Here is a 12,688-nt window from a genome sequence, read left to right as displayed (position 1 = left end):
CATGACAAAGCAATTAAAACTATTTTGGGTGGCATTCAGCATTAGTTTTGTTGGTGCGCTGCCCATTGGTACATTAAATACCAGCATAGCCAACTTCGCCCTCAACAATGATGTTGCGGGGGCTGCCTGGTTTGCCTTTGCCGCTATTTTGGTTGAGGTAGTGATCGTTCGCATTGGCCTTGTGGTGGTTGACCACCTGGTTCGTTTAAAAAAACTGTTCAAAATATTAAGTATAGTATTTTGCATCGCTATACTCATGCTGGCCTATAAAACCCTCTGGGCCGCGTTCCACATGCACAATTTCAGGGATGTACTGCCCTTTGCAGGGATAAACCCTTTTTATTCGGGTTTATTGCTAAGCTTGCTCAACCCGCTTCATTTACCTTTTTGGATGGGCTGGACAGCCGTTTTAAAAAACCGCAAAGTGTTAAGCAATGAAACCCGCGATTACAACATTTTTATAATTGCCATTGGCACAGGAACACTGCTCTCTTTTATTATCTATGGTGTTGTGGGTAATTACCTCATGAATATACTTAAAGCACAGCATAACCTAATCAATTGGATATTAGGATTAACTCTATTAATGACAGGCCTGGTACAGGCCTATAAACTCATTGCAGCACAAATACAACTAAATAGAAATCAAATGAAAAAATCAGCTCAAATATTATTGGTATTTTTGGCTACTTTGGTAATTGGCCTTGCATCATGCACCCCCAGGTACAAACCAAGACTTAGCTCACAGCAGGGTATCAATTTTAAAACTATTTCTCTTGCAGATGCGCAGGCATTGGCCAAAGCCGAAAACAAACCGCTGTTTGTATTTGCCCATGCGTCATGGTGCCCAACCTGTAAACAAATGGAGCAGGAAGTATTGATTAAACAAGAATTAGGTAAAGCTTATAACCCAAGTTTAGTTAATGTAGCTATTGATATAGATAGCGGGGACGGTAAAAAGTTAAAGGAGCAATATCCTATTAGGGCCACTCCTACCCTGTTCTTTTTCAACGCCGATGGTTCGCTGGCCAAAAAGCTGGAAGGTTTTACTACTGCCGATTTTTTGTTGGCGGAGAAAGGGACGTTGACAAAGCAATAGGCTCTTCTAAATCTTCCCGGAAGGACTATTTTAAGAAACTTTTTCAACCCTCTCCAATGGAGAGGGTTGGGTGAGGTCATTGATTATTCAATTACTTAGGCAATCCATCCAAAAAGCCCAGCACATCCAGGCCTATTTCTCTGGCATGTGTTTCCAACGCAAAGTGGCCTGTATTATAAAATTTAACGGTAGCATTGGGGTTATCTCGTTTGTAGGCTTCGGCTCCGGCAGGTAAAAAGAAAGGATCTTTGTTACCCCAGACAGCTAAGAGCTTTGGTTTATATTCGCGGAAATAAGCCTGGAATTTAGGATATAAAGCCACGTTGGTACGGTAATCAAGCATCAGGTCAAGCTGGATCTCCACGTTTCCCGGGCGATCGAGGAAGTGCTGGTCTAAGCCGTATGACTCAGGGGCTATCAGCGACGGATCGGATACGCCTTCAAAGTATTGAAATTTAGTTACTTTTTCGGTTACGAAGTCCTGCAATGCATCCCTGTTTTCCTGGGTTGGGTATTGCCAATATTTTTGAATAGGATTCCAGCCTGTGCTCAGGCCTTCTTCGTATGCATTACCATTTTGAGATATGATGCCGGTTATTTTTTCGGGGTTAGCTACAGCCAGCCTTAAACCGGTAGGGGCACCATAATCAAATATATAAATGGCAAAACGTTTAAGCCCAAGTTCATCAATAAACGATTGCATGGTATTAGCCAGGTTATCAAAAGTATATTGAAATTGGTTATGATCGGGCGCGTCAGAATATCCAAAACCGGGCAGGTCGGGCGCCAGTACATGATACTTTGCGCTTAACGTCGGGATCAGGTTCCTGAACATGTGTGAAGATGTAGGATAGCCGTGCAATAACAATATTGTTGGGGCGGCTTCAGGCCCTGCTTCGCGATAAAAAATATTTAAGCCCCTGGCTTTGATATTACGGTAATGAATTTGATTTTTTTCCATGGTTTGAATTTTTAAAGTTGAATTCGGTTTTGATTGTGCATTGGCCCCGTTGGTAATTACAGTAGCTATAATTGCGCTTAGTATGAGATTTTTAGTTTTCATTTTTGTGTTTGATGAGTCAAAATTAATATCGACATTTGATTATTAAAAACGATTAATAACGATATATAAAATCATAAATAACGATTTATGAATACTAATGATCTGAAGATTTTTGAAGCAGTAGCTACCAACGGAAGTTTTACTAAAGCGGCCGAAGCGATGTTTACCGTACAGTCTAACGTTACGGCACGTATTAAAAACCTGGAAGAAGAGTTTGGTGCCGATTTGTTTACCCGCACATCGCGCAAAGTAACGCTAACCAGTGCCGGCGAAACACTGTTGCAATACAGCAAGCGGATAGATCACTTAGTGCATGAAGCCAAACAGGACATTAAAAAATTCAGCCGGGTAAGCGGCAGCCTTAAAATAGGATGCATTGAGACCACCATGGCTTTTAAAGTACCGGATATCCTCACCCGCTTTACCGATACTTACCCCGATGTCGACCTGGAATTTAGGTCGCAAATGCGCAGTGACCTCATTAGCGATGTAATCAATTACAAACTCGATGCAGCCTTTGTATCAGCCCCTATCAACTCGCCCGAACTGGAACAGGTACATATCAAAGAAGAACAACTGGTGATCCTCGCCCCCGCACAAGGCCTGGAACTTAAAGAATTCCTTATTACCTCGCCACTCAAGATCATTGTGTTTGACCAAGGCTGCGTATTTCGGGCCCGATTAGAAGCGTGGTTAAATTCAAAAGGTATTATCCAATATAAAAGTATTGTACTAAACTCACTGGAAGGGATCATTAACTTTGTGGAAGCGGGTTTGGGGATCAGCATCCTTCCTGCCGAACTGATTGAGCATTATTACGCAGGCCGCAAACTAAAAACACATACCTTAAACAAAGAACTGGGCACTATGTCAACGGTGCTCATCTATCGTAAAAACATTCCTCAATCAAGACCTTTGAAGGCTTTTGTAGAAATGTATTGAGCAGTGCTGTGGTCCTGGCATAAACCCGGAGAGCATTTTATTCACTCAGCGCCGGGTTCCTCACTATCCCTGCAAATAGTATCAGCCCGGTTTTCATTTCCCGTATTGCAAAAATGAAAGGTTTATTAAAAACATGAGTTGGTGGAGCTGCCGTAGTCACTATGCCAACAGATGTTACTGCCGCGGCTTCGGTACCGTCTTCATTCACATCAATATAAGCTTTGTGTTTCACCTCGGATATACTAAGGCCACCACCCGCGTTAATGCGACTAAAATCAGCCATATCGCTAAAGGCAATGCTCATCCCTAATGATTTTAAAATATCATTCAGCGTAATGTCATAGCTAAATTTAAACCTGGGCATGGTAATGTCCGATTTGCCGGCGGTGAGTTTACCCATCAGTAAATTCCATTTACTTGAATCGAGGCCCTGTGCAAAGCTTTTTATATCTCCATCAGGCATCATCAATATCATGCTGTATTTACTGTTGCTATAAGGCAGTTCAACCACGTTTGTACCGTTATAATACGCGCTTTTAAGTTCAGCATGGCTATTGGTCATAAAATCAGCTTGTACAGTGCCGCCATTTAACAAACTAAATGGCGCCTTGAAGGTTGCTTTTGCATCAAAACGGGTTTTCCATATGCTTTTAAAATAAATGGCATTGATGAGGTACATCCGGGCCCCATCCGAAATTTTATCGAGGATCTTTGGAATCTTGCTGTTAGTTTGCTGGCTTACCCAATCATTAATAGTAGTTAGGGATGCTGATTCATTGCTAAAATCGAGCGCTTTCACCTCGGCACTATAAAAATCGGTATTGCTTTTCAGGAATGCCGGCAGCACCGTAAAATTATGAGCGTACCAAATGGAATTGGCTATTTTAAGCGTAGTATTTGGATCGAGATCGGGGAGGTTTGTGATGAGGTTATGATAGTAACTGTTAACCTGTTCTTCGGTAAAACTGCTAAACTCCATGGTTTTGCGGATATCTGTAAGGGTTTGCCCGCTGGCGCCATTACTGGTCATACTTATGGCAAAGCTTACGCTTAATGGCGAAATGATGACGTTTTTATCCGCGTCAAGGCTATTAACATTCGCGCTGAAAAGCTTTAAGGTAAAAGCATTACCAGGCCCAATCTGTTGCTGTTCGGTTGCGGAAAGCACCAGATCTTTACCCGGATCTTTATTAACTGGGCTGATACCTCCCTTTTTACAGGCGGTTATAGCTAAAATCCCAAAACAAAGTAAGGTTAGTTTGCGCACCATGGCTGATAGGTTTATAATTATATTACGCCTTGTAAATCATTTACGCTACAGCACGTTAAAAATATAACAGCCCCAAAAGCATAACAATTTTTTAACGCCTGTACTTTTAAAACACCGTAATTTAGTCCTTTAAAACATTTACTTATATCGATGCAAAATCTACTTAAAGCCGCAGCTCTTTTCCTCCTGATATCGGCCGGGCTAAATACCACCGCCCAAACCCGCAAAGCAGTCTTTATTATTGCTGATGGCATCCCAGCAGATGTTATTGAAAAATTGAATACCCCTAACCTGAAACTGATAGCTAAGCAGGGTACCTACCTTCGTGCGCATGTTGGCGGCGAAAAAGGTGGTTATTCGCAAACGCCAACCATATCTGCCAATGGCTACAACAGCTTACTTACAGCTACCTGGGTTAACAAACACAACGTTTGGGGCAACGACATCAAGGCTCCAAACTATAATTACTGGAATATATTCCGGATGTTTAAAAATGCTTATCCCAACAAAAAGACAGCCGTATTTAGCAGTTGGACAGATAACCGCACCAAGCTAATTGGGGACCGGTTATCCGCAGCAGGTAACATCCATCCTGATTTTGCTTATGATGGTTATGAACTGGATACGGTTAAATTTCCGCATGACAAGGCCGGGAACTATATGCACCTGATAGATGAGCAGGTAGCAGCAGCGGCAGCGGATTGTGTTAAAGATAAAGCTCCCGACCTTTCATGGGTATACCTGGAATATACCGACGATATGGGGCATAAATACGGCGATAGCCCGCAATATTATGATGCTATTGAAAAAATGGATGCCCAGGTAGGCAAAATCTGGGCAGCAATACAATACCGGAAGCAACATTTTAAAGAAGACTGGCTGATTTTTATCACAACAGATCATGGCCGCGACGAAGCAACCGGTAAAAATCACGGTGGTCAAAGCACCCGCCAGCGCTCAACCTGGATGGTTACCAGCTACCGCCCGCTTAATAGCTATGCTAAATTTTATACCCCGGGTATTGTTGATATAACGCCCTCTATCAATAGTTTTTTAAATGTAAAAGTACCCGAAGCACAACAACGTGAGATGGATGGGATTTCGCTTATCGGTCCGCTATCAGTGGCAGAGCCTGCCGCTAATTATGTGCAGGGCTCATTGGATATCACATGGAAAGCGTTTGACCCCAAAGGCAGTGTTAAGGTATGGATAGCAGCCGATAATACTTTTAAAGAAGGTAAGGCCGATGATTATAAGCTGTTAGCTACTGTACCGGTTACTAATGAGCATGTGCTGGTTGATGTTAAAAATATGCCCTCTAAATTTTATAAGGTTGTTATTGAAGGGTTGAATAATACAGCGAACAGATGGGTTGTACTTGATGAAAAGAAGTAACCTGGCTCATTATTTAGAAATTTTCATAACGCCTCCCTGCACTAAATGTAAGGAGGCGTTATTGCTTTGTATCTCTTGTAAAAACATCCCGGTTAAGCTTACTCAACCCAATCAACTCAAAATACAAACTACTTTGTATTGTGTGCCCTCCCCGGTCTCCGTAAACTTGTGATATAAAAACAATCCAAATCACAATGAAAAAGCCACAATCATGTCCCCCTGGTGTAACGCCTGCTAACAGCAGCACGTTAAATTTTATTATGACAAGCCCCGCAGCTCCGTTAATAAACCAGCCGTTTTATCCCAAAAACAAAAAATTACCGGTTGCTTTTTTGCAGGTAAATTGCATACATTAGATCATTGCTTGCTGGCGTTGATCTGTTCATCACAATCATCAAAACACACCTAATCCGTTTACTAAAATGATCTGTAAAACCAAAATATGGGCAATTATTTGCTGTGTTACCGGCGCATTTTGTTTGAGTACACAAACTGTTTATAGCCAAAACCAGTTTGAAAAGGAACTTACGCAAAAGATAGACAACTTTCTGGCTCCTGTTCCTCAAACCAACCAGCAAACAATATCAGCACAAAATGAGCTTTACCCAAGCGATGCCCCCGGCGGCATCTTAATTCCATCGGGCTTTGGGGGATACGGCACCTATCTGTTTGGAGGCCTTGGCGCTACCTACCCTGAAGTGTACAGAGACAACAAAGCCGATCTGATCGCCTCTGCAGGGGCATGCGTTGGTAATCCTGTAAAAGCAATAAACTTTGCCGCCAGTTTAAACATGACGGATGTGCACAGGTTCAGGGATTTTTCAGGAAACTTCATAATAAGCCGTAAGCTATTTGCAGGTACAAGTATCTCGGCCGGGGCATTGCAGATGTTTGCCAATGCAAGGCAATCAGACGCTTCCGGCTCAACCTATTATCTTGCCGTAACCCATGCTATACAAACCATTAAATCATTAACCCCGGGCTGCTCAAGGCTTAGTTATACAATAGGCATAGGCAGTGGCCGGTTTTACGAAAAAAGCCCCAAAGATATTGCTGCCGGCAGAGGAAAACACGGTACGGCAGTATTTGGCAGCGTATCCTACGAACTTATACAACATGTAAACGTAAATGCCGAATGGACCGGCATGAACCTCGGTATCTCGGCGGGGATCCGACCGCTCCCGGTGCCTTTAAGTTTAGCAGTAGGGGTTGCAAACCTTACCCGGTATACCAATAATAAAGCCAATATGGTATTGTCCATCGGTTACCCCCTCTCCCTAAACCGACGATAATTCTTTCTCAGCAAAAAATTAATTATTTCATTAAAACATATAAGATCTATGAAAAAGATAATCATAGCAGCATTAGTCGTGTCCGCAACTTTAGTTATAAGCATTAAGCAGACTTCTGCCCAAAGCAGAAACAATCAATCAGATTGGAATGTACCACCACCGCTACCTCCTTATACGCCACCACCACCGGTAATTCCGCCACCCACAGTGCCGCCACTACCTCCACCGCCGTATAAACCGGTAATACCAGTGCCACCGATTAAACCACCTAACATTCCGCCCACTCCGCCGCCACCGGGACCGGGGCCACATATGCCACCGCCAACCCATATGCCGCCGCCTACACATATGCCGCCGCCTACTCATATGCCACCGCCAACGCATATGCCACCACCTACGCATATGCCGCCACCGACCCATATGCCAAGCCATTAGTAAACAGTTATTTAGATTTAGTTTTTCAATCCGACGGAGGATAATACAAATCGATTAAAAAAATGAAAACACACCTCTTCAATATAAAAACGGCATTAATGGCTTTATTGCTGTTCACAGCCTGCTTCAGCAAAGCCCAACGCCGCGAACTTACGTTTAAGCAGGGCGATGAGTACAATAAAACAACCTATATAAGTGCGGCAAGTATATTGCAGCGGGGGAAGCAAACATTCCATGTCAATACAACATCATCAATATCAAAAACCTATAAGGTTACAGGTATTACTCGTAGCGGGTTTGTTTTAACTGTTACCACAAGTCACATCAACGATACAATGGATGCCTTTGGTAAAAAAATGGAATACAGCTCAGACAGGCCTGCCGATACCAGCTCATATATCCAGATGGCATTGCAAAGTCTTATAGGCAAATCGGTAACGCTCAGCATTGATAAAAATGGGATCATAACCGATGTAAATGATCCGGATGAGCGATACGCTACCGATACGCTGTTATTATTCGCAGGTTTTAAACAGGATCAGTTTATAACCGGCACACGCTTAAACCTGGTTGCAGATAACTCGGAAGCATTAAAAACGGGTGCAAGCTGGGTGAGCAATATATCTTCGGGCAATGAGAAGATAAACACTACTTATACAGTAAGCCAATCAACACAGCCTGACAAGTATACTAACCTGATGCTTACCAGTACATCAGCAGCACCTGAACAAAACAGTAATACGAATGGTGTACTTGTGGTTGATAATGCTTCAGACGTGATATTGGTTTCAACAGTAAAAACAGCTACGCTGAGTTACAAATTTGTTAATGACACCACTTATTCATTTGGCCGGCGTACCGAAGTAGTGGAAAATTGTATAAAAATGAATTAATACGAACCGGGGAGATTCATTACAAAACGCACAGCTTTTACCCAAAGCTGTTACAAGATACATTAGTCCCGAACGTAGGGGTACAATAGGGCTATTGTTAAAAGAAGAGGCTATGCTGTTCAGTCATGCATATGCCTCTCTTTTATAATCCTATTTTTTTACCGTACTTAATGAAGTTTCATCCTTTTGGCTGTTGCCGGGTGCAGGTAATTATTATCACTCAGCCAGTCGGCCATGCGTTGGGGCCACGTGCTGATGCTTTGCAGCTTTGACCGGTAACCCATATTAAAGCCATGATCGCCCTGGGTATAAATATGTACTTCAACCGGTATTTTCGCTTCCCGGTAACGCTGCAGTAATTTTACTACCGATGGAGAGCAGCAAACATCATCATTGGCGGCTAACAAAAACGCCGGCGGAGCGTCATAAGGTAGTTTATCGGGAATATAAAGGGGTCCCGGATAGATCTGGATCAAAAACGAGGGACGGGCATTTAACCTGTCGACAGGATCAGGAGCTCCGGGGTCACCTTTATCTTCGCCATAAGCAACCATATCAACCACCTCGCCGCCTGCCGAAAAACCCATCATCCCAATACGGTTTGTATCCAAGCCGTATTGAGTTGCTATGCTGCGTACCAGCCGCATGGCCCTATAGCCATCCTGTTTGGCGTGTACATCAATTTTGTATGGCGATAGTGTATCTCTGCCTAAACGATATTTCAGCACAAAAACCGTAACACCCAACGTATTAAGATATTTTGCAGGGTCAACACCCTCGGCAGTATACACCAGCAAGCGATGCCCGCCGCCGGGGCATATCACCACCGCGGCACCATTGGCTTTATCCTTCGGCGGCGCAAAAACAGTAAGTGATGGATTGTGAATATTTTTAACCCAATAGTCTTTAGCCTGTTCGGGCTCATTGCGACGGTTTTCAAATCCCGGCGCTCCGTTTGGCCAAAGCGGTATAACAGTGCCCTGGGCCACACCCGAAAAAGGCAATACAAGGACCGCCAGGAATAGGTAAGTGCTTAGTTTTGTTTGCATAAAGTAAATATAACTCATAGATGAGGGTTCATAGTTAATATCCTAAACTTTTACACGAGTTAATGGTTAAATTTGAGTAGTTCATGGTTCATAGATGATAGTTCATGGATTGACAGGTAATAATTTGATATCCTGTCATCTATAAAGCGATTCGTTCTATGATCTATGAACCATGACCCATGAACTAATAAAATACTTATGGCAAATTTCCAGGAAATAATAGCATCAGAAACACCGGTGCTGGTCGATTTTTCGGCCGAATGGTGCGGGCCTTGTAAAATGATGCCGCCTATACTGCACGATGTTAAAACAGCGTTAGGTGATAAGGTAAAGATCATCAAAATAGATATTGACAAAAATCCTGCTGCAGCCAGTGCTTACCGCATACAAAGCGTACCAACCCTCATGATTTTTCAAAAAGGGCAAAGCAAATGGCGCCAAAGCGGCGTGGTGCAGGCCAGGCAGCTGCAACAGGTGGTTGAGCAGTTTTTGTAACCTCGCCCCAACCCTCTCCAAAGGAGAGGAAGTTATAGAGTTTGATTTAAATATAACAACTTAAAAAGTGCTCTCCTTTGGAGAGGATTGAGGAAAGGTTTAACATGGCAACTATCGAAAACATCCAGAACGCCTATATCGATTATGTGTTAACCGAAGGCGAACAGCCTAAATCGGTTTATATCTTCGCAAAGCAAAATGAAATGAGCGAAGCCGAATTTTACCAGTTCTATGGCTCATTTGAAGCGGTTGAACAGGGCATTTGGGCTGGTTTTGCCACCAAAACACTGGCCGAGATCCGTGCCCAGGAAGTTTGGGAAGGCTATACGGCACGTGAAAAAGCTTTATCATTTTTTTACGGTTTTTTTGAGTTGTTGAAAAGCAGCCGCAGCTTCGCGGTTTACAGCATTAAAAAGCAGCCTAAGGGTTTTACTACGCCCAGGGTATTCAGTCCGCTGAAAGACCTTTTTGAGGGTTTTGCAGATGAGATTTTGAAGGAAGGAATTGAAAGCACCGAACTAAGCGATCGTAAATACTTCTCAAAAAAGTATAAAGACGCCTTATGGATCCAGTTTGTCTTCGTACTTAACTTCTGGATCAACGATAACTCGGCCGGCTTTGAGAAAACCGATGAGGCCATCGAAAAAGGCATTAATGTAACTTTTGATCTTTTTCAACGCTCACCTATCGACAACCTTTTTGAATACGGTAAGTTTTTGGTGCAAAATGGCGGGATAAAGGATAAGATGGGATTTTAAAACTATGGCAGATGAAACTCCGGGAGCCACTCCCGAACAAAATAGCATACCTACTACCAAAGTACAGCGGTCGGCCAAATTTGTAAAAACAGGTATTAAAATTGGCGGCAACTATATTAAGCATTACTCCAAAAAGCTATTCAACCCTGATCTGGATAAATCGGAGTTGAACGAGGATAATGCCGCTGATATCTATCAATCATTAAGTGAGCTTAAAGGTAGCGCGCTCAAGGTAGCGCAAATGCTCAGCATGGATAAAAACCTGCTGCCGCAAGCTTATGTTGATAAGTTTACCCAATCGCAATATAATGCTCCGCCGCTTTCCGGGCCTCTTATTGTGCAAACATTCAGGAAGTATTTTGGCAAAAACCCCGATCAGATTTTTGATAAGTTCAATATCCGATCGACCAATGCAGCTTCGATAGGCCAGGTTCACCAGGCCGAGCTAAATGGCAAAAAGCTTGCAGTTAAGATCCAGTACCCTGGTGTAGGCGATTCTATCTCGTCTGACCTGAAACTTGTTAAGCCTTTTGCCTTCAGGATGCTGGGCATGAGCGAGAAGGAACTGGATGTTTACATGAAAGAGGTTGAAGAACGCCTGCTCGAGGAAACCGATTACGAGCTTGAAGTACGCCGTTCTGTTGAGTTTTCTAAAGCCTGTGCCAATCTTGAAAATGTGGTATTCCCTAATTATTACCCCGAACTAAGCAGTAAGCGAATTATCACCATGGACTGGCTGGAAGGCAAACACCTGAAAGAGTTTTTGGCCACCAATCCATCGCAGGATCTTCGCAACCAGATAGGTCAGGCTTTGTGGGATTTTTACAACTTTCAACAACATGAGCTCCGCGCCGTACATGCCGACCCGCATCCCGGTAATTTTATGATCACGCCAGAAGGCAAACTTGGGGTTATTGACTTTGGCTGCATTAAGGAAATGCCGGAGGACTTTTATTATCCGTTCTTTTCGCTTACATCAACCAATTTACTGGATAACAAGGAAGAAACAATCAAGGCATTCCGCCAGCTGGATATGATCCATAAAGGAGATACCCCGGCGCAGATCGAGTTTTATTATACCCAGTATAAGGAAATGATAAGCCTGTTTGCCCAACCATATATTACCGATACATTTGATTTTGGCCAGACCGAATTTTTTGATCAGTTATACGGTTTTGGCGAGCGCATATCAAAAATGCCGGAATTTAAACAAGCCCGGGGCGTTAAACATTTTATCTATGTAAACCGCACCAATTTTGGGTTATATAATATTTTGCATGAGCTGAAAGCTAAAGTAAAAACGGATACTTTTAAACCGCATGTGGTATTGGAATATTAAGCACTTGGCAGTTTTGAGTTTACAATGAACAGCACGCATTTGCCTTTCAAATTGAATTCAATTATATTTGGATAACCTATACCCTCATATGAAAGTTCATTTTCTGCTTATAATAGTATGCTTATTTGCTGCCTGCAAATCGAAACCTTCTGATAAAGATACCCATTCTCTTAAAGTAAAACATGTTAAGGTTTTGGCTGCATCCTATAAAAACACAATCAAGATTAAGGCAGCAGGTATTGATACATCTAATACGGATAGTGAACCTGCTTATGCAAATTACTATATTTTAATTGCCGATACAGGTATCAATTATTATACGCTCAGGAATAGAATGTTTGACTTGAATAAATTATCCGGTATCCCTATTGATACGATGGAACGGGGATATAATAAAGCTAAAGACCTCATTGCATTATCCGATAAGGATAAAGATGAGATTTATGCGGGCGAATATTATCCACGGAGATTTCCATCCAAAACGTTAAGCCTTGAATATCTTGAGAACTACCAATTTGATACAAGCCCAAAAACGATTGCTTTAGTAGCCGGAATTTATGAAAACAAAAACAGTGCAGATAGCGCCTTACAAGTTATTGATAAGGTTAAAACGGCCTTTGTTTTTAAGGGAAGAGTTTATGTAGGCTGTATGCATTAA

Annotated in this window: 13 protein-coding genes; 10 read left to right on the top strand and 3 right to left on the bottom strand. The window is 42.6% G+C overall.

The annotated features are described in order from the left end of the window. Window position 1: 1 nt before the first annotated feature. Window positions 2–1,099, top strand: coding sequence for a thioredoxin family protein (locus J3L18_RS29290; protein WP_129568165.1), 1,098 nt, complete (start codon window positions 2–4; stop codon window positions 1,097–1,099). A gap of 91 nt (window positions 1,100–1,190) precedes the next feature. Here J3L18_RS29290 and J3L18_RS29285 read toward each other — a convergent pair whose 3' ends face one another. Beyond that, the gene (locus J3L18_RS29285; RefSeq protein WP_129568164.1) at window positions 1,191–2,162 is read right to left on the bottom strand and encodes an alpha/beta fold hydrolase; all 972 of its coding nucleotides are present in this window, start codon (window positions 2,160–2,162) and stop codon (window positions 1,191–1,193) included. A gap of 87 nt (window positions 2,163–2,249) precedes the next feature. Here J3L18_RS29285 and J3L18_RS29280 point away from each other — a divergent pair, with 87 nt between their 5' ends. Continuing rightward, window positions 2,250–3,104 (top strand): LysR family transcriptional regulator, encoded by an 855-nt coding sequence (locus J3L18_RS29280; RefSeq protein WP_129568163.1) that lies wholly within the window; start codon window positions 2,250–2,252, stop codon window positions 3,102–3,104. 37 nt (window positions 3,105–3,141) lie between these two features. Here the strand turns inward: J3L18_RS29280 and J3L18_RS29275 are convergent, their stop codons facing one another. Beyond that, window positions 3,142–4,374 (bottom strand): serpin family protein, encoded by a 1,233-nt coding sequence (locus tag J3L18_RS29275; RefSeq protein ID WP_129568162.1) that lies wholly within the window; start codon window positions 4,372–4,374, stop codon window positions 3,142–3,144. A gap of 150 nt (window positions 4,375–4,524) precedes the next feature. Here J3L18_RS29275 and J3L18_RS29270 point away from each other — a divergent pair, with 150 nt between their 5' ends. The 4 genes from J3L18_RS29270 to J3L18_RS29255 all read left to right on the top strand — a co-directional run bounded on the left by J3L18_RS29270 (window position 4,525) and on the right by J3L18_RS29255 (window position 8,389). After that, window positions 4,525–5,769 (top strand): alkaline phosphatase family protein, encoded by a 1,245-nt coding sequence (locus J3L18_RS29270; protein ID WP_129568161.1) that lies wholly within the window; start codon window positions 4,525–4,527, stop codon window positions 5,767–5,769. A 422-nt stretch (window positions 5,770–6,191) separates the two neighbouring features. Further along, window positions 6,192–7,061, top strand: coding sequence for a hypothetical protein (locus J3L18_RS29265; RefSeq protein WP_129568160.1), 870 nt, complete (start codon window positions 6,192–6,194; stop codon window positions 7,059–7,061). Between the two features lie 48 nt (window positions 7,062–7,109). Further along, window positions 7,110–7,496 (top strand): hypothetical protein, encoded by a 387-nt coding sequence (locus J3L18_RS29260; protein WP_129568159.1) that lies wholly within the window; start codon window positions 7,110–7,112, stop codon window positions 7,494–7,496. 62 nt (window positions 7,497–7,558) lie between these two features. Further along, entirely contained in the window at window positions 7,559–8,389 is an 831-nt protein-coding gene (locus J3L18_RS29255) for a DUF6263 family protein (RefSeq protein WP_129568158.1), read from the top strand. Window positions 8,390–8,556: 167 nt separating this feature from the next. On the opposite strand, the gene J3L18_RS29250 is transcribed toward J3L18_RS29255, so the two are convergent. Next, on the bottom strand, window positions 8,557–9,438 hold the full coding sequence (locus J3L18_RS29250) for an alpha/beta hydrolase (protein WP_129568174.1): 882 nt from the start codon (window positions 9,436–9,438) through the stop codon (window positions 8,557–8,559). Between the two features lie 198 nt (window positions 9,439–9,636). Here J3L18_RS29250 and trxA point away from each other — a divergent pair, with 198 nt between their 5' ends. The 4 genes from trxA (at window position 9,637) to J3L18_RS29230 (ending at window position 12,688) form a co-directional block, all read left to right on the top strand. Next, window positions 9,637–9,933, top strand: a complete 297-nt coding sequence (trxA, locus tag J3L18_RS29245; protein ID WP_090530271.1) for a thioredoxin — start codon at window positions 9,637–9,639, stop codon at window positions 9,931–9,933. Between the two features lie 104 nt (window positions 9,934–10,037). Further along, complete coding sequence (locus tag J3L18_RS29240) at window positions 10,038–10,691, top strand: TetR family transcriptional regulator C-terminal domain-containing protein (RefSeq protein WP_129568157.1); 654 nt, start codon at window positions 10,038–10,040, stop codon at window positions 10,689–10,691. 4 nt (window positions 10,692–10,695) lie between these two features. After that, the gene (locus J3L18_RS29235) at window positions 10,696–12,030 is read left to right on the top strand and encodes an ABC1 kinase family protein (RefSeq protein WP_129568156.1); all 1,335 of its coding nucleotides are present in this window, start codon (window positions 10,696–10,698) and stop codon (window positions 12,028–12,030) included. A gap of 88 nt (window positions 12,031–12,118) precedes the next feature. Then, window positions 12,119–12,688, top strand: a complete 570-nt coding sequence (locus tag J3L18_RS29230; RefSeq protein WP_129568155.1) for a hypothetical protein — start codon at window positions 12,119–12,121, stop codon at window positions 12,686–12,688.

The organism is Mucilaginibacter gossypii (genome assembly GCF_017569325.2).
In the GTDB taxonomy this organism is placed as follows: Bacteria; Bacteroidota; Bacteroidia; order Sphingobacteriales; family Sphingobacteriaceae; genus Mucilaginibacter; species Mucilaginibacter gossypii.
Note: the sequence above shows the minus strand (reverse complement) of the source record. Positions and strands in the feature narration are given on the sequence as shown.